Genomic DNA, 22311 nt, shown 5'->3' on the forward strand with positions numbered 1-22311 from the left:
TTCTCACCTAACTTGCTATTTTGGTGAGCGGCCCGTTCATGCGATTGCAGCTTCTCTAAGGACGACGTCGAGTGGCTCCGGCCGTAGGAACCGGCGAAGCACATTGCCGGTCATTCGTGCGACGTTATTGTCATAGCTGTTGTGCGACAAAGAGCCGGTGTAGGCGATCGAGCCTACCGAGAAGAACCCGCCGCCACCGCTTAGCGGACAAAGAACAATGTCCGCGCGAACGCCCGGCTGTTCCGTGCCCCCAATTCCAGGAATGGACTCATAAACCTCCTCAGCAGCCAGCAGGTATGCGTCCGACAGCGGGCCAGATGTCGCAAGGAGCAGTGCTTGAGGGGGCGTTCCGAGGACCGGCTGATAGCAGTCAACTTCGGCGCCGGCCGCCCCACCACCCATTATTCCGAATCCGCCAATCTGCTCGTCGGCGCCGATGCCTTCGAAGACAAAGCCGGCTATGGGATTATGGCTGTCTTCCAGACGCTGGTAGTAGGTGCAACGGTCGAACCCCTGCGCCGCAAAACCAACGCCGACGAGACGTTGCGGAGGAAGCCCCTTGTTGCGCCAAAGGCCCGCGATCTCACCCGACGTGGTGTGGCGCCTATCGCCAAACGGCGACTGATGCGGACGGGTGCCAGCATCGGAGCGCCGGAGCTCCATCAGGGACGGTTGTTCGGGGTCGAACGACACGGTGGCGAAGAAACCATTCCCGCCCAAATACATCAGGCGACCGCCGCGGCTGCAGAACTGGTCGATCGCGGCGATTTCGTTGCGTGTCACGTATTCGGGATGGCTGCCGGTTATCACCACCTTATAGTCCTGCAACAGCTCAAAACCTTCGCGGTCCAGGTCTTCGTCCGTGATTGGATCGAACCCGAGCTCCATGATCTCAAGCCAATGGACAATGCAGAGATCCGCCGGCAGACCCCACACGCCCTCCGCCTGGAACCACGCACGATGCTTGGGCTGCAGGGTCAGTATGGGTCGGCGCACACTACCGAACACCACGCCCGAGCCGTCATTGTGGATTTCGTAGCAGGACCTTCCAAATTCGGGATGATCCTGAAGGGTTAGATCGGCGCGGTCGATGATCGGCGTGCGGCTGACTATGATTTCGGCGCCGTTCGCCTCGAACGCAATTCTGTCATTGGCGTAAGCAAGATAGGTCGCAGTGGAGAACAGGACGGCAATGTCGGCCTTTTTCTTCCCTGCTCGGACGAAGAATGGAATGTAATATTCGGCATCCTCGCTGGTCAATTTGACCGCATAGACGCCACTGGGCAGGGCCTCCGGGATCTTGAACGAAAAGGCCGCCGGCCATTCCGCATCCGTGATGTCATCGTCATGGAAGTGGATGGCGTCATACTCATCAGGCGCGAGGCGGAAATCGTCGATCAGACCGGCAAACCGGTGCCCAGCAACACCGCGGGTCGGCGCATTGTAGCAGCGCCCATGGAGCTTGTTGGGTGATTGATCCATGACGTCGTCAAGCAGCAGGCTGTCGGCGCGGTCGCTGCGCCCGAAATGCCAGGCCGCAACGAGGTCTCCCGTGCGGTCCGATTGGCCTCGCCAGATCTTGATGCCGCCGATCTTTCCGTTGAAGGCGTTGGCCGAGAGCCACCGGTATCCGTCCCGCCGCGCCAACGCACCGATCCGGAACGGCGCCTCGCTCAGCGACCACTGCCCGGAGGTCGACGCAGAAGCCGATTGCGGGGCCAGCCCGGTCGCCAGGGCAGAGAACCGATTCATTATGTTGCTGACTGGGGTCTGCTCAAGGTGGACCTTGCCGTCGCGGGCGACGATCCGAACCCTGAGCCTATACCATTGATGGGCTTCGACCGGGGCGTCCAGACATAGCTTGTTTGTGGCGACGCCGTCGTTCCAGATGAAAGCCGGTTTGCCCTCGTCGAGGACCAAGGCGTAACCGGATTGGGTAGCCTCGGACCAATTGCCCAGTACGGCCTGAAAACCCGAACTTTCGCCGAACGAGTTTTGTGTCACATGGTAGGCGCCGAAATGCCCGGAGCGCGTCCCCTGAGGCAGTGTGGGAAAAATATGGGCCTCGATCAAGAAGTCGTCGGGGGCACCCAGCACACCAGTTTCGTCGAGAACTTCGACATAGGAGCCAGGCTGACAGGCGAACCACGCCCCGCGATAGGTTCCTTCAAACTCTGCCGGGACCGCCGTTTCCAGGAAGCCGGGGCCGGCCTGTCCAGTAAAGCCGTGACGAAGGCTGACAAGTGACGCCTGATAATTTGCCACATATTCACAGCTGACGTGAAAGGACAACGCCTCACCCGGCCGCGCCGCGAACCTATCGCTGTATCCAAAAATCTGCTGGGGGCGGCTCGTCATGGCTTGTTCCCCGCTCCCTCGTTCAGGCGCAATTCACCGGGAGATCTGAAAGTCGCAAGAAATGCTTGGTGGCGTATTGAAAAGACGCTTCTCAGCGCGTCCTGGTAGCTGGTGAAAGTATCCGCCAGGCGCACAAAATTTCCGGCCTTGCCCAAGGCGATCCGCCCGATAGCCCACGGCCCATTTGCGCCGAGCGAGATAACGATCTCCTTGTCAGCAATGGCGGCACCGCCCAAGGCGCGAACCACCCTGGCGGTTTTGTCATCGTGCGGGCCAAGCGGAGCGTTTTGATAAGCCGCGACGACGTCATCCGTAAAATCTGCAAGGAGCCGAGCGTTGAAACGTCGCTTGAAAACGTCGCTCAACTCAGTCATGCGGTGCTCACTGGTGCGCATCGCTATGCCTCTCAGATCTGCCCGACAAACATGATCTCGCCGGCTTCGCGTCCTGGGCGCTTGATCTGCATTCTACTATCTCCTCAGGCGGTAGGTGACGATTGATTGATGCACCCCGAGAGTTGGGCACCGCATGCTTCTGGCCTGGTGCCATCACAGCAGGTCAATTTTGCAGAGAATAGGAGTGGGAGGGGGCACCGTATATCACCACAGTGAACGGTGACTTTTCCGAGGGCGCACGGGCTCCAGGCACGCAATTGGTGAGGGTACCAGATTTGAACCGCTGTAAAGCGGCGTCGCCCATGGAAGGCCCAGGGTTCCTTAGGTCGGCAGCCCGGGGGTCAAAGCGCAACCTAAGAAAGACCGGGCGCGTCGAGCTGTCAGAAGGTGTTGCGGCCGAGACCTCAGCGCTGCGTCCTCCCTCAAGTCTCGATATTGACAAGACGGATCAAAAAGGGAATTGCCGACGCTTTTCACGCTGTGGGTCTGCACCGTTGGCGATGACCCGCGGCCGATTGATGCCTGGATTAAGGCCGCAGGGTCCCGACTTGCTTGACCTGGGGTGTGGCTTGCTACTACCGTTGCTGACCGTGCGCGGGAGCAGTGGAGCGTGCAGCCTTTAACCAAAACATTGTTCACAACTCGAGAGGCGAGACAGGGTCGTAGCGCACAGCTTTGGTGCGACTACATGCAGGAAGTCTACTTCCCACTGGAATGCACTCCCACGGATCCGGCCTCGTTTGAGGGCAGCCTCACTGCCTTGCAGCTTCATAAAATCGGGATCTCAAAATTCTCGGCCAATGCCGTTCGAACTGTACGTCGCCATCAGTCGACCGATACCGAAGATGTGATATTCATCTTTCCAACAAGGGAACGCGAGCGTTTTGGCCAACGTGGCATTGAAGCCGACGTTGGACCTGGAGAAATGTATATTCTGAATTCTTCCGAGGGTTATTGGACCCAAATCGGAAACGAAACACAGAATGTCACAATCAAAGTGCCTGCTAATTTCATCCGCGAGCGGCTTCCCTTCCTCGACGATAGGTACGGGCGTCGAGACGTAGCAAATGCAGGTCTGGTGCCCATTGTAGCGCAATTGGCTCTGCAAACTTTTCATATGGTGCCGTCGCTCGATGCCAGCGTTCTGAAACGCACCGAAGACAACATTCTCGATCTGATGTGCCTCATGCTGGAGACTCGTGACGTTCGCGACATCCCCGAGAGCACCACGGCGGCTGTGTCCGACGTTACGTTCCAGCGGCTTTCGGCTTTCCTCTCATACCACTTCGGGGACCCGGACCTAGCTCCCGAGCACGCGGCCAACTCGTTGCGGGTTTCGCCGCGCTACGTCCACAAAGTCTTTCAGATACACGGGACCACGTTCGGCCGCGAGCTCTTGAGGCTTCGACTTCGCGAAGCGGACCGCCTCTTGAGATCGTCTTCTGTGCGCAGCTCGTCGCCCGTTCCGATTGCCGAGATTGCTTACTCTTGTGGTTTTTGCAGCCAGTCACATTTCGCCGTCCGCTACAAAGAGTACTACGGGATGACCCCAAGTGAGCGCCGGCTAGGTGGTTCACACCTCGCTAAGGTCGATTAGAGGGTCCGTGCAAAATGTTCTCACGCCGAGGCTGAAGTTGCGGTCGGCATTCGTCAGCGTCTCCTTACCCGCACCGACCAAGCGGCATCCCGACGGCCGCCCGCGCTCGGCGAATCAGATCGCTGACAAAACGCGTCCTGGGATCATGGTGGGATATCAATGGGCGGTGGGCGACCTGTCAGTCCGCGGCCCCCACGCGGCCACCCATCGGCCAAGTGATCACGACCGGTCTTCTTCTTCATACGGCGAAGTCACTCGGCTGCCAGTCCGCCCATGCATGCATATTTGAGTTCTGTAAATTCCAGGATGCCGTGGGACGATCCTTCACGGGAGTTGCCGCTCTCCTTGACGCCGCCAAAGGGTGCGAGTTCGGTCGAGATCAATCCGGTGTTAATGCCGACCATGCCGTATTCAAGTCGCTCCATAACACGGAAGATGCGGCCCACGTCCCGTGCGTAGAAATAGGCCGCGAGGCCAGTCTCTGTGTCATTGGCCGCTGCGACGACCTCGTCATCCGTCTCGAAGCGGAACACCGGCGCTAGTGGGCCGAAGGTTTCCTCTTGCGCCAAAGTCATTTCTGCCGTCACGCCGGTAAGAATCGTGGGCTGGAAGAAGGTGTGTCCGAGAGCATGCCTGCCGCCACCCGTGGCAACATTTGCGCCCTTGGCAAGCGCGTCGGCAATATGCGCCTCGACCTTGCGGACCGCCGCCTCAGTGATCAATGGCCCCTGATTGACACCCTCGCTGAACCCGTCGCCGATTTTGAGGGCGTCGACGCGTAATGTCAGCTTGTCCACAAAGGCGTCGTGCACCGTGGACTGCACGTAAATGCGATTGGTGCATACGCAGGTCTGGCCCATATTTCGAAACTTGGACAGCATGGCACCGTCCACCGCGGCGTCCAGGTCTGCATCATCGAAAACGATGAAAGGGGCATTGCCGCCTAGTTCGAGAGCCACTTTCTTGACAGTCGTGGAGGCTTGCGCCATCAGCAATTTGCCCACCGGTGTCGAGCCAGTGAAGCCGACCAGTCGTACCTTAGGATGGCTGGTGAGCACGCCGCCAATAGCACGCGCATCGCCGGTCACGACATTGACGGTCCCTGCCGGAAAGCCAGCACGATGAGCGAGTTCGGCCAGTGCCAACGCCGTCAACGGCGTCTCAAGGGCCGGCTTGACCACAACGGTGCAACCAGCAGCCAACGCTGGTGCAATCTTGCGGGTGATCATCGCTGCGGGGAAGTTCCACGGGGTGATTGCCGCCACCACTCCGATCGGCTGGCGTAACACCATGATGCGGGCATCGGCACGATGCGACGGCAGCACTTCGCCCGCGATGCGCTTGGCTTCTTCGGCATAAAACTCAACGTAGGACGCCGCGTAGTCGATCTCGCCCAAGGATTCGGCAAAAGGCTTGCCCTGCTCGGTTGTCAGAATGGTTGCAAGATCCTGGCGGTTGGCAAGAATCAGGTCGAACCACTTGCGCAAAATGACGCTGCGTTCCTTTGCCGTCCTTGCGGCCCAGGGGTGGAACGCCACAGAAGCGGCATCTACAGCGGCGGTCGCTTCAGCCGCCCCTTGGTTCGGCACCCATCCGATCACGTCCCCGGTGGCGGGATTCGTCACATTCACGCTGGGCGTGCCGGAGTAGGCACCGTTGATATACGCCTGTGATTTCAGAAGGCTGGGATCGTTGAGGGCGCGCATTTTGACTCGATCAGACATTGGCAGATGCAAGAGCCTTACCGAGCATGGCAAGTCCCTCGTCGAGGAGGGCATCGCTGATGGTCAGAGGGTTTAGGATGCGGATCGTATTGCCTCCAACACCGCACGAAAGAAGGATCACGCCTTCGGCCAAAGCCGCTTGGATCACGCGCTTGGTGGCATCTGGGTCTGGCCTGAAGCCGCCTCGCTCCCTCACGACGTCGAAGGCCACCATAGCACCCGGGCCGCGGACTGCGGCGATCGGCACGACGTTGTTCCGCGTTGCGAAGCCATCGAGAGCGGCCTTGATCTTGCCGCCGAGGATCTTGGCGCGTTCCAGCAGGTTCTCCTCGACGATGACATCGAGTACGGCAAGTGCGGCCGCACAAGCTACCGGGCTGCCGGCGTAAGTACCGCCTAGGCCGCCAGGTTCGACCGTGTCCATGATCGCCGCCCGACCGATCACTCCGGACAGCGGGAATCCGCCCGCCAGCGATTTTGCGACGGTCACCAGATCGGGCTCAACTCCGGAGTTCTCGATGCCGAACATTTTGCCAGTACGCGCGAAACCGGTCTGGATCTCGTCTGCGATCAGCAGGATGCCGTGCTTGTCGCAGGTCGCGCGAAGAGCCACCAGCAGTTCGGTCGGTGCAGGGAGGAAGCCGCCTTCGCCTTGCACAGGCTCGATGATGATAGCCGCGACATCGGTCGGATCAATATCCGCGCGGAACAGGAAATCCATCGCCTTGATCGTGTCGGCAACAGTAACCCCCTGGTCTTCTGCGGGGAACGGCAGATGATAGATGCCGGGCGGGGATACGCCAAACTTCTTCTTGTACGGCACGACCTTGCCGGTCAGCGCCATGGTTAGCGTCGTGCGGCCGTGGAAGCCTCCGGCAAAGGCGATGACACCTGGTCGGCCGGTCGCAGCGCGGGCAATCTTGATGGCGTTTTCGACGGCCTCGGCACCGGTTGAGAAAAGCACCGACTTGGCGTCGCCGCTGAACGGCGCCAAGGCGTTGAGGCGCTCGCAGACCTCGATGTAGGGCTCATAGGGGAGCACCTGAAAGGCCGTATGCGTGTAGGCTTCGAGCTGCCGAGCAACCGCAGCCATCACCTTGGGATGACGGTGACCGGTATTGAGCACGGCAATGCCACCGGCGAAATCAATGAAGCGGTGCCCTTCGACATCCCAAATCTCAGAACCCTCCGCGCGCTGCGGATAGACCGGGAAGGCGTTGGCAATTCCGCGCGGAATGGCAGCACCGCGACGAGCATGGAGAGAAGCATTCTTTGTCATGGAGACCCCTTGTCTGCTGAGAAAATACGGCCAACACGGCACCTAGGAAAAGCAGATGGATTGAACTACCGTGGTGCATCAGAAGCACCACTCGGACTTCCCTATGGCACCGAAATCCCCAGAAACGAGCCCTCACGCTCACCGGCTTCCCCCGTTGGTCATGGTGCGTGCTTTTGAAGCCGCAGGGCGCACAGGCAGCATGCGCAGAGCGGCCGAAGACATCGGCGTCAGCCACACTGTGATTAGCCGCCACGTCCGAAACCTCGAACATTGGCTTGGTCGCACCCTTGTCCGCGCGGGTCCCCGCGGCGTCGAGTTGACGGCCGAGGGCGAAAGCTTCCTCGCCACCGTGTCCCGGGCCCTCGGGGCCATCGCCCATGCCGCACACGAACTCCGCCCATCGCACAAGCGCGGACAGTTACGCATATGGTGCATCGCGGGCTTGGCGACGCGCTGGCTCACACCACGCTTGTCCGCCCTCGAACGCGCATTAGAAGGCGCTGATATCGAGCTTCGCGCGACCGATAGCAAACCCGATTTCGCCCGCGCAGAGGCCGACGTCTCGATCGGCGTCAACGTGCTCGAGCGACTTCCCCAGGGTGCGATGCACCTCATCAGGCCCCGCATGTTTCCGGTGGCTGGACGAGATTGGCTCGACCGGCATGGCATACCGGCTGATCTGACCGAATTGGCCAGGTCGCCGCTACTACACGAAGGCAACCACATGCAATGGACCAATTGGTTCGAAGCTGTCGGCGAGCCCCTCAGTCATCGCCTTCTTGGCCCACGCCTGTCGGACGCCAGCATCAGCTATGATGCAGCGCTTGCCGGCCAGGGCATTGCCCTTGTAAACGCGCTGATGGCTGCCGACGAACTCGCAAGTGGGCGTCTGGTCGAGCTGTTCGACACCAACGTCGAGCTAGGAACTTATTATTTGCTGACGGCCCCGAACCGGTCTGGCGACCCTCTCGTTGGGGTCTTCAAGGATTGGATTGCCGACAACATCCGCCGATCGACTACTGGTGACCCGGCCCATTAGCACAAGGTCACACCAGTCGACACTGTGCCACTTCTCACTGGTGAAGACCATCCAAGAGTGGTGCCTCGTCGCGGAACTTTGCCGCGCTAGGCTCCAGGCTCCTGAGCAAGGGTGACCAACACACTTCTGGCGGTTTGCCCACAGCCGCGATGTCAGCTTTCGGGAGATCACCCAGTTCTGCTGAACGGCCGACTTGAGGCGCAAAGCAGCTATTCGCTGAAGCTTGGTCAGACTGAATGTCTGAAATGCGCCTCGAAGGCGACATCAAGAGTCGGCGTACCGAACGTCCTGGTTTGGGGGCCGATAGCGGAATGGCGGCTTTTGGGCGGCCGACCAACCAAAGCTGTCGTTTAGCCAATTGAGGGCCAAGAAATGTTGGTGCCGCTCTGCGTGAATTGGCAACACGTCGTACATCATCGAGATGAGGCATCGCGCTAGGATACACGCGGAGGCCACCTTTTGCGCTTCTAGCAGCACGACGGCGTCGTCGAAAAGGTCGATGACCCGATTGTTGATCGAGCGGGCGAAGTTGACAAAAAGTATTCCGGCGGAACCGAGATCCGTCTTTCCGTAGAACTCGACGGTGCGCTTGGTTATGCAGGCCCGCGTCGACTTCGAGCAGGATGCTCTCTGTAGCCGCCCAGAAAGTCCTTCACGTCCGCTTCGCTCACAACCCGTATCGACCGTGGCGCCCTGCGTCGACGAGCCCGGCGCGTAGAACCACCGACAGGATCCTCTCCGAAACCTTGCCGGGCATTTGGGCCGCATCCAAAACGTGGCACCGGCCGGGGTCGCGCTTGGCGGCGGTCAGCAGTCCCTCGCGGATCCGCGCGAAGTCCCTGGTCGCCTCGGAAGGATCCGGTCCGCCCGAGCCGCCGCGGGCAGAGCGCCGCTCAAGGGCGGCAGCCGGATCGATATCGAGCACGAAGGTCAGGTCGGGCATGGTTCCGCCGACGACGACCTCGGCGACCTGGGTGAACAACTGCTCGGGAACGTCGGAGCCGTAGACCTGAAACGCATAGGTCGAGTCCAGGAACCGATCGCTGACGACCCAGGCACCCGCGTCCAGCGCGGGGCGGATCACGCTTCTGACATGGTCCACCCGCGCCGCTGATATCAGCAACATCTCCTCAAGGGGCGACAGTCGGCTAGGCCTCGGCTCCACCAAGATGCTCCGTACCCCCGCCCCGATCCAACCGCCGTCCGGCTCCTTGGTCTTGACAACCTGCAAGTCCATCGCGAGAAGCGAGGCGGTCAGATACTCGACCTGTAATGACTTTCCGCTGCCGTCGATGCCCTCGATACTTACAAACGGCATTGCGCCCTCCTATGTACTGCTGCCGGAGTTTTGGAAGCGGTCCGAATGATTAGATCCAGCGTCGTCAATTTTGTCTCAGCCGGCATGCTCTCGCCCAAGAAGCGCGACCACGCGGTGGCCCGCCGGCAGCTGTATCTGAACTACGGCGCCCTGTCTTTGGCTACCAAGCTGCAATTGGCCGGTCACGACGTCGCTCTCTTCCACGGCGAGCATCGTGATCCCGAGGAGGTGTTTCGCCGGTTGCGGGAGAACGGTCGCTTTCCGTCGATCTATCCGCTTATGGTTTCCATCCCCAGTTTCTACGCGTTGCCGTGGGCACAGGCGTTCTGCAGGTTGGCGAAGGAGGTCGACTCCGAATGCCGCATCGTCGTCGGCGGGCGGTGGGTCGTCGGACCCGATCCCGAATGGCTTCGGAGACTTTTGCCCGAAGCAGACGTACTGGCCCCGGGCCTCAGCGAAGGTGTCATCGAGCAGCTTCTGACCGAAAGTCCCGTGTTGAAGCGTGTAGCCGAGCCGACGCCCGGTTTCACGCTGAACCATCTGCTCGTCGACGGCTATCGCCGATACCAGCCCAGCGTGGAAGCGTCGCGCGGTTGCGGCATGGGCTGCGTTTTCTGCGAGGAGCGGGACATTAAGGTCGAGAAGTTGGGCGACGCAGCCGCTTTGGCCGCATCCATGGCGTTGGTCAGCGAGCAATACGGCGGTGAGGAGATCCGGCCCTATCTGCAGTCGTCAATGTTCATGCCCACTGCGCGTTGGGCGGCCGGATTGGCGGACGAAGCTGCAAGGATCGGGCTCGACATGGCCTGGCGCACCGAGACAAGGGTCGACGCCATGACCCCGCAGACGCTGGCCTCGCTTGCGGGCTCGGGCTTGCGGGTGATCGATCTGGGCCTCGAGACCGCCTCGCCCCGCCAGATCCTGGCGATGAACAAGACGGGCGACCCCGACCGCTATCTGCGTCGGGCGTCGGAATTGCTGGAAGCTTGCCGGAAGCATGGCGTGATGGCGAAGGTCAACGTGCTGCTTTATGCGGGCGAGACCGAGGAGACCGTGGCCGAGACGACGAGTTGGCTCGACGCACACGCCGGTTCCATCGCCGGGGTGTCGGTCGGACCCGTCATCGCCTACGGTCCGCCCAAGACGGCCGGAGTTTTGCTCGACAACTGGCGCGCTCTCGGTGCGCAGCCGGTGGACGAGACTGCCGCGGTCACCACCGGGATAACGACCATGCACCTCAGCGCCGACTTTCCCGCGGAGGCCGCGGAAGCCGCGAGCCAGCGGCTGGCCCGCAGGTACATGGACGATGACGCCTATTTCGCGCTCAAGAGCTTTTCATACTACCCGCGGAATTACGGTCGCGCCGATTTTGACCGCGACGTCGCCGCGTCCGACCCGTCGGCGCTGCCATTCACTCTCCGTCGGCGTGAAACCGGCTCGCTGGCAGAATATGACTGGATTTAGATAACGCAATTTTCGACTGAGGAGGATTTCATGACCAAGATGATCAAGGACCCGATCCACGGGTCGATCGAGTTCGAAGGGGAGTCGGAGCTTCAGCTAAAGTCAATGCTCGCCGACCCGTTTTTCCAGCGTCTGCGCCGTGTCAAGCAACTCGGCTTTTCCGACTACGTCTTCCCCTCGGCCGCCCATTCCCGGTTCGCCCACTCGCTGGGTGTCTACTCGGTAGCCAAGCGCATGTTGTCCGTCGTGGAGCCGGAGGCACGGAACGGCGAATGGACCCCAAAAGGACGGGCTTGCTTGGCGGCTGCTCTTCTCCACGACATCGGCCACGGCATGTTCAGCCATGCGTTCGAAAGTGCGATGGAGCTGTTCGTGGAGCGCAATCCACAACCGGAGGACGGCGCCCTTCAAGCCGCGGTGAACCACGAAAAGGTCGGTCAAAAGATCATCACGGATTCTTCCATCGCCATGACGCTGACCGAGATGGGCGGCCCCGACTTTCCTTCCATGGTGGCCGGCATGATCAATAAGGCAGACAAGAGGTGCGTATACACCTCGCTCGTTTCCAGCCAGTTGGACGCCGATCGCCTCGACTACGCCAAGCGCGACCCCTATTTTGCCGGCGTTTCCTCGGGCGGCCTTGATCTCGACTGGCTGATCCGCAATTTCCAGGTCGGCTCCGGAGAGAACGGCCAATTCCTGTACGTAAACAGCAAAGCCTACATCTCGTTAGAACAGTTCACAGTGACGTTGTTCCAACTGTATCCCACCCTGTACCTGCACAAGAGGACGCGGGGTCTTGAATACATGTTCTCACTGCTGATGAGTCGCGTATTTGAGCGTTTCGCGGAGGGCGACGAAAAGCTCGCCGGCCTGTCGTCGAGCCACCCGCTTGTCCGCTTCTTCAGGGATCCCGAGCGGCTCGAGAATGCACTGCTTCTCGACGACACACTGTTTTGGGGCTCGCTGCACCTCTTCCAGGAAGCGAGGGACAAGTCGATCAGCACGGTTGCCGACCGCATCACATCGCGCAAATTCTACCCCATGCTCGATGTCTGGAAACTCGCGGACGAGGTCGCAGCCAAGGACGGCACGATGAAAGGTCTCGACGCCGCCAAGCGCGTGGGCGTGCTGCACAAGGTCTGCGAGAAAGTTTCGCAAGACCTTCGCAAGAAGGACGGGCTGTGGACGGAAGCATGTTACTACGACAGGTATCCGCGCCCGATCTACAAGCCGCTTGGCGCCGAAGGCGGGCACCCGCAGCAGATCAACGTGGAAGTCGGCGGCAAGATCGTCGACATCGCGTCGATCTCGCCGATCGTCGCCAGCGCCGCCAGCTTTAACATCCATCGCATCTACTTCGACGACGTCGACGAAGGCCTGCAAGACCGGCTAGCGTCGGAAATCCGATCAAGCATCCGAAGAGAGCTCGCGGAGGCGGCGGAGAACGGTTTCCGCGTCTAGATTTCGAGGGCGGCGGATCCCGGACCTCATCGGTCCGAGGTTATGGCCGCCATAGTCGATGCCGATGAATGTGATGTCCCGCGGCCATGACTGGGTGGGGCCGTCAGCGGAAGGTGCGCTTTTGGTACCGTAGCTTAGAAAATAACTGATCATCATCCTGGAAATGCGGTCAACCACCGAATAATTGGCACTCGGTCAGCCAGCCATCCTTTCGGGCAGATTCAGGATCGTAACCACGTCGCCAGTTGGTAGCTTGAATGATTGCTCGGTGATCTCGAACTCAGCTGCCGAGTGATGATCGAACCATGCGTCCGCGCCGATCTTCCGCGGGAAACCCTCTGTTCGAGCATCATTGCCGTACATCATTGTGAACGCGAACGAGCCCGAATCGAGGTCCTCGCGAGCAAACCAGCGACGCTGCATCGAGGGAGCCCGCGTGACCCAAGGCTTGCCGGATGCGCGGTGAGTGACGACCATGCTGCAAGGGAACTGATCGCTATCGATCATCCTGATTAAGGTTGCGGTCAGGCTCGCTGAGAAGAGCGCGGCTACGGCCCGCAGCGCATTGATGTCCAAGCGCTTGTGCAGGCGCACCGCAGGCTTGAAGAGATACCACGGCATGAGAAGATCGGCGGCGTATGCGTCGGCGGCCCGCTCTTTTGTCGCTTGTTCGTTCCTGTAGTTCCCGATATCAGCCGCGCGACACACGGCACACTGTCCGCGATGATGCGCCCAATGCCCAAGTTCGTGTCCGATCGAGAATCGCCGCCGCTCTGGAGGCGAGGCGGCGTTCACAGAGATGATCGCCTTGTCGTCAAGCCCGATGATGCGGGCCTCGCAATTAACCAAGGGACGAACCTTGATCTTGGCACCGACGTGCCACGCGATCGCTTCGAGATCAATATCTTTGGGCTCGTCGATGCCCAAAGACTGAAGCAGGCCTTCGGCTCTTGTTGGCCGTTTCATCATTTGCCGCTATTGTCGTCGCGATCGCGCTCAAGCTCGGCAATGTCTTCGAGCATACCATCATCGTCCTCATTGCCACCCTGACCAAAGCGGGCGGCGAGCGTCAGATTAGCGTCGTCATCATTGGCTCCGGTCCTCAGCGAGGTGAGCCGCCGCTTTGCGTGTCCCATTTCCGAGTCGGAAATAGGGGCGGACGCGAACACGTCCGAACGAACTGCCTGTCGTGCCGCTTCGAGCTTACGTTTGGCCAGCTGCGAGCGTCCGGCTGCAACCGCAGCGTCGAAGGCTCTGACTTCGGCTTCATCTACCGGCTCGTCATCCTTGCCATGCACGATCTCGTCGATCAGGAACTCGTGCAGGTGGCCGAGCCACTCTCTATCTTTCCCTGACATGCGGACCTTCCAATCTGCTTAGCGCTAGCGCGCTACCCTTGACAGCCTCTTACCGAGTTGTAGCATCTGCCTCCTGAAGCGCCTGCGAACCGTCGCCAGCGCAACTGTGTCCATTCCCATCCATTCGGCCAAGTCCTTTCCGATGAACGAGGCGGACATGCCCTCGAAAAGCAACTCGAACTCCGCATCGCCGGCGATGTCGGCAAGCAGCGCCTTCCGATATTCGTCTGGATCCATTCGATCGGTGACTTCGTCGGTATCGGCGATGGCCTTGTCGATCTTAATGCTCCCATGATCGGCGTCGTGTTCGACGACGCCATACTTGCCCTTTTCCTTCCCGGAACCCATGCGCCGGATCCGTGCGCGTTCCGTGACGAAGTGACGGTCGGAAGCCAGACTCTTGATCGTGCCCATCAGAACCGGAAACAGGTCGTTATTGTCGCTTAGGCGCGTACGGCGCCCGTCGCACATCCTCACGAAGGCCTCGTTGATCAGTTCGTGAGCGTCGGCAAGGCACGCCGCCGAACATTTGACGGCAAACTGATAAGCGTCCCGCTTTTGGACAGACGTCATCCGATCAAAGAACTCGCTTACCTCCTCTTCCGAGCAAGGTATGCGCTTAATGCCGATTTCGGCATCCATTCGACGTCTCCCACAACATCCCGTCGGCTCTCCTCATGAATGTTATGCGCGCACCAAAACGGATTCAGACAAAAAATAAAATTGTCTGAATTCCGAGGTCCCGCGCCTTTCTTTTAGAGCGCCCCCAAGCATTTCCGAAACCTTCGAATTCAGGAACATAACTATGACTACATTCGCATACCAGGGGAAGAACCCCTTTGAAGATCCGCTTGATCGCATCCTGGCGGAAATCGCCTTCAGCGTTCAGTTGCCGCCGTTCCTCCATGGCAAGGCCTGCCAGCGCTACAAGGCTGTGCGCGAGTACCTGGAAGGCACGACGTCGTTCCATGATCAGATCGAGCACTTCTATGTACAGGGATCGATGGCGATCGACGCGACTATCTCCACGCGCGGTACCGACGATGAATACGATATCGACATCGTAGCCCAGCTCGGCAGTCAATATCGTCACATGACGCCGCTCGGGATCCTCAAGGCGCTCGCCGCGGCCCTGAAGGACTATCCAGTTCAGAAGATCGTTCAGCAGACCCGCTGCATCACGCTGTTCTACGCCGACAACATGCATCTCGATGTGACGCCGGCGCTTCGCGACTACGGCACCACCGATCGCCAGTCGGCGATCACCCATGCGAAAGGGCCGCTGCCGTCGAATGACGACTGCATGGTACCGATGAACGCATACGGCCATGCGGAATGGTACATGGCGTCGACTCCGAACGAAGAGCGTGTGATCGAAGCCTTCAAGGACCGCTGGTCCGGCGACGATCGTATGAGGATCCGCGCGGACGCCGATGTCGACGAAGTTCCCGATCAGACGCAGTTCGTTGTGAAGAACATGGCAACCGTCGCACTGCAACTGCTGAAGCGCTATCGTAACGTTCGCTATGCAAACTACAGTGGCCGCATCCCGCCGTCGGTGATGCTGTCGTACTTTGCCGGCGCGGCGGCGCTTCCCGACATGAATCTCTCGGACATCTTGATCCGCATCTGCCGGTGGATCATCGGCGAGATCGAGCGGGCGACGATCAACCGTCAGAAGCTTCACGTCGTCAATCCGACCTACAGCGCCGACGTCTTCACCGACCGCTGGCCCGAGAACTTGGATCAGCAGAACCAGTTCGCCCGCTATCTCCACGATCTCGTGGCCGGCATCGAGCGCGCCAAGCGCGGCGAGTTGGACCCCGTCAAGCTTCGCAACTGGCTGCGCGAGATGTTTGGCGACCGCGTGGTGACGCGCGCGGCTGACAGAATGGCGGACGCCACCGGCGCTGGGATCGTGGCAGGGTCGCAGGTCTACAGCAAGAAGGGCAGCATTCTCCTGCCGGCTGCGGCCACGATCGTCACATCGGTGGCTCCGGTCGTCGCCAAGCCGCACACCTTCTTCGGAGATCCGGTTGATGAATAGTCGACCAATCTCGATCGAGGAGCAGGTCGCTTCAATGAAGCGTGACTGGCCCGGCTTTCGGGTCAGTCACCTTTCCCGCCGCGACAGGGCGGCTCGCTGGACCGGTGACCTGAAGCAATTCCAGATCCATCGGATCGAGATCCGTTACCGGGTGGACTATGCGCCCGAGGTGCGGGTTCTGTCTCCGGCTTTGATCAGGCTGCCGGAAAATCCGGAGGGCTCGCTTCCCCATGTCTATGACCGTGACAGCGACCCGAGACTCTGCCTCTACGACCCGCCTGCGGGTGAATGGGATGCAACCATGCACCTGTCCCAGACGATCGTCCCCTGGAGTGCCGATTGGCTCGCCTGCTACGAGTTGTGGCTCATGACCGGGCGCTGGACCGGCGGTGGGCGTCACCCGACCCCTCTTACAGCAGGAGTTGCACCATGACCTATCATCCGCCTCGCCGTTCAGACGGCACTCTTCAGCAAACGCGGAAAAGGGAGCCGTGGCCGGAAGGTCGGATCTTCCGCATCCTGTCAATCGATGGCGGCGGCATCAAGGGCGTCTTCGGCGCATCCTATCTCGCCGAGATTGAAAGGCACTTCCTGAACGGGCAGTCGATCGCCAATCATTTCGACATGATCACCGGCACCTCAACTGGCGGCATCATCGCGCTGGCACTCGCCGTAGGCATGACGGCTCGGCAGGCTGCCGCGATCTACACCGAGCGGGGATCTGTCATCTTTCCGAAGGGCAAAGGGATCTTCGATCTCCCACGGTGGTTGCAGCGTCCGAAGCACGACCAGAGCGTCCTGAAGGACGAACTTCTGAACGTGTTCGGCGAGCGTCTTCTGGATGATGCGACGACGCGTCTTGTGATTCCGAGCTTCGAGGGCCGTTACGGCGAGCCCTACATCTACAAGACCCCGCACCACCTCGATTACAAGAAGGATCGGCACGCGAAGGCAGCGTACGTGGCACTCCACACTTCAGCGGCTCCGGGATACTACCCGGGGGTCGAGAACGACGGCCACATAATGATCGACGGGGGCATCTGGGCGAACAACCCTGTCATGAACGCCGTGGTCGATGCGCTCGCCTGTTATGATCTTCCGCGAGAAAACATTCGCATTCTGTCCATCGGCACCGGTGACGAGGTCCTTGGGCTGGACGAAGGCGTTCGGAACGGTGGACTGTGGCGCTGGATCTTTCCCGGCCTGGGAAAGGCGCCGATGATCTTTCGCGCAGCGGCGAAGGCGCAGTCTCACAACGCCCTTGGCCAGGCCTACCTTCTCGTCGGCAAGCAGAATGTCATTCGCATCGATCCGCCAGAGTCGGAAAGGCCGATCGGTCTCGATGATGTCGAGCGCGCGGTAACGGAGCTGCCGCGTTTGGCCCGCTCGCACGCTGAAGCGACCGGGCACTATGTGAATCAGATGTTCCTAGGAGACATAGCGGACCGGTTCATAAAATGCGCGCTGTCATAGTTGCCAAACTGGCCGCTGCTGATCGACGACCGCTCTTGGGATCACCAAATGATCATTCGAACGTCTGGGATGAGACGCAAAGGTGCTCTCGGGGACCTGTCGAATAACCACGAGGGAGCGACATTCGACTGGACTTCATACGGCAAGGAAGCATTGCTGTTTCCGCGCAGCAGAAGAGCAGCGGATTAAGACCGAGCAGAATCTCCAGCCCGCCAGGACAGCGGGCTTCGGTCAGTACAAGCGCCGGAATGGTCCGGGCGGCTTCGAACTGACGGAGATTTGAAATGGCTATCCTCAATGACATGACGACCGATGCCGACGACGCCCAGTCCGGCGAAACGGCAACTAATCTCAACCAGAGCAGCTCGACCCGCAAGCCGCGCCAAAGGTCCGGTATGACCACCTCTGTGATGGCCAAGAAAGCTAAGGACGAGCCGCCAGCGGCGCCGACAAAAACCGACGTTGTCATTAAGAAGCTGAAGTCGGCCAAGGGCGTTACGATCCAAGCCATCGTGGAAGCGACGGGATGGCAGGCGCACTCGGTGCGGGGCTTCCTCTCCGGCACCGTCAAGAAGAAGCTCGGCCACGAAATCCTCAGCGAAACCGGCAAGGACGGACAACGACGATACCGCATCGCCGAGGCGAAGACCGCCGGTTGATCTCTATGCGCAAGCGACTTGATTTGGATGGTGAGATCGCCGAGGTCGGCGATCTCACGCGTGATGAACTCACAGCAGCTTGGACAAAGGCCTATGGCTGCCCGCCGCCCAAAGGGGTCAAACGTGGGCTGCTTGAACGGTCGGCCGCCTGGCATCTTCAAGCCAAGCGCTTGGGTGGTTTGACTTCGACCGTCAAGAAAACAGTCGCGACAGGCAACGCGCGGAGGACCAAAGTGAATGCTTTCCAACCGGGCAACACTAGGTCGGATCGCCAAGACGGAGTTCCGTCGCTCCGGCCCGCATCATCGGATCAGGCATCCGCCTCGCCGCCGCGATCGATTCCACCCAAGGCCGGCTCCCGCCTGATGCGGGAGTGGAATGGCCGGATGCACATCGTCGAAGTTGTCGACTACGGTTTCGTGCTTGATGGCAAGACCTACGGATCGCTGTCAGCTGTCGCTCGCCGTATCACCGGCGCCCATTGGTCTGGCCCGAGGTTCTTTGGGCTATGACAGCGACCCCTCGCCTCAACTGTGCGATCTACACTCGCAAGTCGACCGAAGAAGGATTGGAACAAGAATTCAATTCGCTGGATGCACAGCGCGAAGCTTGTACGGCCTTCATTGCTTCGCAGGTAGGTCTTGGCTGGAAGTTGGTGCCAGACCAATACGACGACGGCGGCATTTCGGGCGGCACGATGGAGCGCCCTGCCCTGAAGCGTCTCCTGCAGGACATCCGGGACAAAAAGATAGATGTGGTGGTCGTCTACAAGATCGACCGCCTCACCCGTTCGCTGATGGATTTCTCCAAGATCGTCGAGATCTTTGATGCCAGCTCCGTCTCGTTTGTCTCGGTGACCCAGCAGTTCAACACCACGACCTCGATGGGCAGGCTCACCCTCAACGTGCTTTTGTCCTTCGCTCAGTTCGAGCGAGAGGTCACAGCCGAGCGTATCCGGGACAAGATTGCTGCATCGAAGAAGAAAGGCATGTGGATGGGCGGCGTGGTGCCACTGGGCTATCGCGTCGAAAGCCGCAAGCTGGTGATTGACGAAACCGAGGCACAAACAGTCAGACACCTCTTCGCCCGCTATCTCACTCTGAAGTCGGTCCGGGACCTCGTTGATGAGGCGGCGAGCGAGGGACTCTCGACACGATCGCGACAGCGCAAAGACGGATCAGTTGCAGTCACCATGCCGTTTGGTCGCGGCAATCTTTATCACCTGCTTTCGAACCCGGTCTACGTCGGCAAGATCAGGCACAAGGGTCAGGTTTACGATGGAGAGCATAAGCCGATCGTCACGTCGGCCACGTTCGAAGAGGCCCAGGCGCTGCTCGCCTCGCAGGCGCCGCCGCGGCGAAGCAATTCCAATGTCACGCAACCGCATCTGCTCTCCGGTCTGCTCTTTGATGAAGCGGGCGAGAAATTGCGATCGGTTCACGCCAACAAGCAAGGTGTCCGCTACCGCTACTATGTCTCGAAGCAATTCGTCGACCGGCGGCGAAACGGGTCCGAGGGTTGGCGTCTTCCCGCTCAGGCCGTTGAGTCAGTTGTTGAGCATCGCCTGAATCGTATTCTCAGCGATCATGCCCAACTGTCCGATTGGATTCGGCAATCGGTCGACGCTGGCGAAATCGGGGCGGCGATCCGGCGAGCCGAAGTGATGCGGACGTGCTGGGCATCGGCCACTGCGAACGCAAAGCGATCCCTGCTCCAAAAGATCGTTCGCAAGATCACCCTCAAGCCGGGATCACTGACCATCGAACTGGATTGCCGCTCGCTATCGGAATTGCTTCTCGACCGGATTCTGCCGCACAGCGATGGGGCGCAATTGACTTCCATCGAATGTCCAATCGGTATGAGGCGGCGCGGCGTCGAAACACGCATCGTGCTTACAGATGGATCTAGAAGCAGCCGAGAACCCGATGGCGCCTTGATCGACCTTCTGCGTCGAGCCCACTTGTACCTAGATCAGCTTACGGACGGAGCCAACCGCAGCCTCACCGATGTTGCCATGCTCAACGGCACAGATACATCTGAGGTAAGCCGCCTGCTGCCCTTCGCTTTCCTTGCCCCGAAAATTGCGGCTAGCATCGTTGCAGGTGATCAACCTGTCGAACTAACGGCGCACAGGCTCTCGCGCGCCTCTGACCTGCCCCACGCTTGGATCAGCCAGGCTGCGCTCCTGGGCTTCTAGCACCATCGAGCAAGCATCAAGCCAAAGCCTAAACCATCGCTCTGCCAAACACTTGGCTACGGAATTCACCCGACTGAGACGGATCACCAAAAATCAGGTGTTTTGCGCGCTCACCCCGGCGTCTCAGCCAAGTGTTGCGGACAACCCGCCGCTAACCTACGGAAATGTCGACGCTATCCTGAGACGGATGAAAAACCCGGAAATCGGGCGGACTGAATGGTGGGCCCGGAGGGACTCGAACCCCCAACCAAGCGGTTATGAGCCGCCGGCTCTAACCATTGAGCTACAGGCCCCACGCGCGCTGGATTAGTGTTTTTCCTTGCGCGGCACAAGGCTTTCCGGACGGGCTGGCCGAGATCGCCCAAATCAGCCCATATTCGCGCCCTAGTCGACAGGCGCGACTGGATCGCACACCGAGGAGATTTTCATGACCAGACATATTTTGCCGCTCGCACTTGCCGCCGCGATCGCTTTTCCGGCGATGGCAAGCGCTGCCAATTCGCTGCCCCCGCCCCGCATCATCGTGTCGGGTGAAGGCCAGTCGACCGTGGCGCCTGACCTGGCGCTGCTGACGCTCAGCGTCATGCGCGAGGCCAAGACCGCACGCGCGGCACTCGACGCCAACAACGACGCCATGGCCGCCGTGATCGCGGCAATGAAGTCGGCAGGGATCAAGGACCGCGACCTGCAGACCGCCGGCATCCAGATCAACCCGCGTTACAACTACACCAACAAACCGGACGGCAGCCAGGAAGCCGAGCTTGTCGCCTACCAGGTGACCAACACACTCTCGGTGCGCATCCGCGACATCGACAAAACAGGTGAGATTCTCGACAAGGCTGTGTCGCTCGGCGTCAATCAGGGCGGAGGCATTTCGTTCTCCAACGAGGATCCGAAAGCTGCCGTCACCGAAGCCCGCAAGAAGGCGGTCGCCGATGCCATGGCCAAGGCCAAGACGCTGGCCGAAGCCGCCGGCGTCAGCATAGGCCGGGTGCTGGAAATCACCGACCAGAACGTTGCGCCGGCGCCGATGCCGATCGATGCAAAGGCCTTCGATGCGGCAGGCGCCGCGGTTCCCGTGCAGGCCGGCGAGAATGCCTACGCCGTGCAGGTAACAGTGACATTCGAGCTTAAGTAGCAGGCCGCCGGGCTGGGCGCGGTTCTGCTGAACCCGTCGGCCGGAACCGCAGATTTCCGACATGAAAAACCCCGGAGGACTGGCCTCCGGGGTTTTTTCGAGCCGCACCTTTCCGCGGAGGGAAAGGGGCTCCTGGCTGACCCTAGAAGGGTCATGCCGCTACTCCAGGTACTCCAGGCTGATCCTGGCAGAGGAACATGCCTCCGGATCGACCTTCGCAGAAGGTCGTATCCCAGACTGATCTTCGCAGAAGATCAGTCTGGTTCTCTTAGCGATAGATAACCGGGCAGCCGCGCTCATTGGCGAACACGACCACTACGCGATCGCCATACTGGCGGCCGGCGACCTTCACCACGCGGCGATTGACATCGACGATGCGGACGCGGTGCAGGCCCATGCGCTCGGCCTTGTCGAGGGCGCGGTCCGGCGAGCAGCGGCGCCAATTGCGGTCACGGCGAAAGCCGTCCTCATCGTCGCCGGTGTAGACGCCGACGCGGCGGTCATGGTTGTTGCCGAAGCCGAGATAGATCGAGTCCGCCTGGGCGGGCACTGCGGCAAGGGTGCCGAGAGCTACGAGACCCGAAAGGGCTGCCGTCTTGAATGAGTTGAACATTGTCTTCTCTCCTTGTTGAGGGCTTGCGCCCGTCTTGGTCGAACCGATGGGGGGAGAATGCTCCTTGCAATCTGAACTCTTCGCGAACCGGCCGTTCATTTTCGGTTAATCTGCCCGACAGGTCAAAAGCAACCGCCCCTTCCACCGCTGCAAACGATCCTGACCGTCAAAAACGTCCAATGGCGCGG

The 22311-nt window shown here is 60.2% G+C and carries 20 protein-coding genes and 1 tRNA gene; 11 read left to right on the top strand and 10 right to left on the bottom strand.

Going from position 1 to position 22311, the window contains the following annotated elements; all coding sequences use genetic code 11:
- Positions 1–36 precede the first annotated feature (36 nt).
- Together ACYG9V_RS26765 and ACYG9V_RS26770 are read right to left on the bottom strand one after the other, a co-directional pair.
- Positions 37–2358 carry a N,N-dimethylformamidase beta subunit family domain-containing protein gene (locus ACYG9V_RS26765; RefSeq protein ID WP_084014403.1) on the bottom strand — a complete coding sequence of 774 codons (2322 nt, stop codon included), beginning with the start codon at positions 2356–2358 and terminating at the stop codon, positions 37–39.
- Positions 2355–2732: a hypothetical protein gene (locus ACYG9V_RS26770; protein WP_156929743.1), complete on the bottom strand. Its 378-nt coding sequence runs from the start codon at positions 2730–2732 to the stop codon at positions 2355–2357. The genes ACYG9V_RS26765 and ACYG9V_RS26770 overlap by 4 nt, the downstream gene beginning before the upstream one ends.
- Positions 2733–3441: 709 nt before the next feature.
- Between ACYG9V_RS26770 and ACYG9V_RS26775 the strand changes: the two genes are divergently transcribed.
- The gene (locus ACYG9V_RS26775) at positions 3442–4350 is read left to right on the top strand and encodes a helix-turn-helix domain-containing protein (RefSeq protein ID WP_023727427.1); all 909 of its coding nucleotides are present in this window, start codon (positions 3442–3444) and stop codon (positions 4348–4350) included.
- Between the two features lie 251 nt (positions 4351–4601).
- Here ACYG9V_RS26775 and ACYG9V_RS26780 read toward each other — a convergent pair whose 3' ends face one another.
- Together ACYG9V_RS26780 and gabT are read right to left on the bottom strand one after the other, a co-directional pair.
- Positions 4602–6056, bottom strand: coding sequence for an NAD-dependent succinate-semialdehyde dehydrogenase (locus ACYG9V_RS26780; protein ID WP_023727428.1), 1455 nt, complete (start codon positions 6054–6056; stop codon positions 4602–4604).
- A gap of 10 nt (positions 6057–6066) precedes the next feature.
- The gene (gene gabT, locus ACYG9V_RS26785) at positions 6067–7353 is read right to left on the bottom strand and encodes a 4-aminobutyrate--2-oxoglutarate transaminase (RefSeq protein WP_023740272.1); all 1287 of its coding nucleotides are present in this window, start codon (positions 7351–7353) and stop codon (positions 6067–6069) included.
- Between the two features lie 103 nt (positions 7354–7456).
- Between gabT and ACYG9V_RS26790 the strand changes: the two genes are divergently transcribed.
- Positions 7457–8392, top strand: coding sequence for a LysR substrate-binding domain-containing protein (locus ACYG9V_RS26790; protein WP_352762274.1), 936 nt, complete (start codon positions 7457–7459; stop codon positions 8390–8392).
- Positions 8393–9059: 667 nt separating this feature from the next.
- Here ACYG9V_RS26790 and tmk read toward each other — a convergent pair.
- A complete protein-coding gene (gene tmk / locus ACYG9V_RS26795) occupies positions 9060–9710 on the bottom strand; it encodes a dTMP kinase (protein ID WP_023727431.1) in 651 nt (216 codons plus the stop codon).
- A gap of 45 nt (positions 9711–9755) precedes the next feature.
- On the opposite strand from tmk, the gene ACYG9V_RS26800 reads away from it, so the two are divergent.
- Positions 9756–11174, top strand: coding sequence for a B12-binding domain-containing radical SAM protein (locus ACYG9V_RS26800; protein ID WP_352762275.1), 1419 nt, complete (start codon positions 9756–9758; stop codon positions 11172–11174).
- Between the two features lie 30 nt (positions 11175–11204).
- Positions 11205–12638: an HD domain-containing protein gene (locus ACYG9V_RS26805; protein WP_023727433.1), complete on the top strand. Its 1434-nt coding sequence runs from the start codon at positions 11205–11207 to the stop codon at positions 12636–12638.
- A gap of 195 nt (positions 12639–12833) precedes the next feature.
- On the opposite strand, the gene ACYG9V_RS26810 is transcribed toward ACYG9V_RS26805, so the two are convergent.
- The 3 genes from ACYG9V_RS26810 to ACYG9V_RS26820 are packed head-to-tail and all read right to left on the bottom strand — an operon-like array spanning position 12834 to position 14638.
- Positions 12834–13607 carry an ImmA/IrrE family metallo-endopeptidase gene (locus tag ACYG9V_RS26810; protein ID WP_352762276.1) on the bottom strand — a complete coding sequence of 258 codons (774 nt, stop codon included), beginning with the start codon at positions 13605–13607 and terminating at the stop codon, positions 12834–12836.
- Entirely contained in the window at positions 13604–13996 is a 393-nt protein-coding gene (locus ACYG9V_RS26815) for a hypothetical protein (protein WP_023727435.1), read from the bottom strand. Before ACYG9V_RS26815 ends, ACYG9V_RS26810 begins: the two co-directional genes overlap by 4 nt.
- Positions 13997–14020: 24 nt before the next feature.
- The gene (locus ACYG9V_RS26820) at positions 14021–14638 is read right to left on the bottom strand and encodes a hypothetical protein (protein WP_023740269.1); all 618 of its coding nucleotides are present in this window, start codon (positions 14636–14638) and stop codon (positions 14021–14023) included.
- Positions 14639–14801: 163 nt separating this feature from the next.
- Between ACYG9V_RS26820 and ACYG9V_RS26825 the strand changes: the two genes are divergently transcribed.
- The 6 genes from ACYG9V_RS26825 to ACYG9V_RS26850 all read left to right on the top strand — a co-directional run bounded on the left by ACYG9V_RS26825 (position 14802) and on the right by ACYG9V_RS26850 (position 20372).
- Complete coding sequence (locus ACYG9V_RS26825) at positions 14802–16043, top strand: nucleotidyltransferase domain-containing protein (protein ID WP_023727438.1); 1242 nt, start codon at positions 14802–14804, stop codon at positions 16041–16043.
- On the top strand, positions 16036–16476 hold the full coding sequence (locus ACYG9V_RS26830) for a hypothetical protein (protein WP_023740268.1): 441 nt from the start codon (positions 16036–16038) through the stop codon (positions 16474–16476). Before ACYG9V_RS26825 ends, ACYG9V_RS26830 begins: the two co-directional genes overlap by 8 nt.
- Positions 16473–17516 carry a CBASS cGAMP-activated phospholipase gene (locus tag ACYG9V_RS26835; protein WP_352762280.1) on the top strand — a complete coding sequence of 348 codons (1044 nt, stop codon included), beginning with the start codon at positions 16473–16475 and terminating at the stop codon, positions 17514–17516. Before ACYG9V_RS26830 ends, ACYG9V_RS26835 begins: the two co-directional genes overlap by 4 nt.
- A gap of 284 nt (positions 17517–17800) precedes the next feature.
- A complete protein-coding gene (locus ACYG9V_RS26840) occupies positions 17801–18175 on the top strand; it encodes a DUF3489 domain-containing protein (RefSeq protein ID WP_023727440.1) in 375 nt (124 codons plus the stop codon).
- A gap of 5 nt (positions 18176–18180) precedes the next feature.
- The gene (locus tag ACYG9V_RS26845) at positions 18181–18687 is read left to right on the top strand and encodes a DUF2924 domain-containing protein (RefSeq protein WP_023727441.1); all 507 of its coding nucleotides are present in this window, start codon (positions 18181–18183) and stop codon (positions 18685–18687) included.
- Positions 18684–20372 carry a recombinase family protein gene (locus ACYG9V_RS26850; protein ID WP_460222042.1) on the top strand — a complete coding sequence of 563 codons (1689 nt, stop codon included), beginning with the start codon at positions 18684–18686 and terminating at the stop codon, positions 20370–20372. Before ACYG9V_RS26845 ends, ACYG9V_RS26850 begins: the two co-directional genes overlap by 4 nt.
- 217 nt (positions 20373–20589) lie before the next feature.
- Here the strand turns inward: ACYG9V_RS26850 and ACYG9V_RS26855 are convergent.
- A tRNA-Ile gene (locus ACYG9V_RS26855) sits at positions 20590–20665 on the bottom strand.
- A 134-nt stretch (positions 20666–20799) separates the two neighbouring features.
- Here ACYG9V_RS26855 and ACYG9V_RS26860 point away from each other — a divergent pair.
- Positions 20800–21510, top strand: coding sequence for an SIMPL domain-containing protein (locus ACYG9V_RS26860; RefSeq protein WP_460222043.1), 711 nt, complete (start codon positions 20800–20802; stop codon positions 21508–21510).
- A gap of 268 nt (positions 21511–21778) precedes the next feature.
- Here ACYG9V_RS26860 and ACYG9V_RS26865 read toward each other — a convergent pair whose 3' ends face one another.
- Positions 21779–22123 carry a hypothetical protein gene (locus ACYG9V_RS26865; RefSeq protein WP_023672466.1) on the bottom strand — a complete coding sequence of 115 codons (345 nt, stop codon included), beginning with the start codon at positions 22121–22123 and terminating at the stop codon, positions 21779–21781.
- Positions 22124–22311 lie beyond the last annotated feature (188 nt).

Source organism: Mesorhizobium sp. W016 (assembly GCF_054719485.1).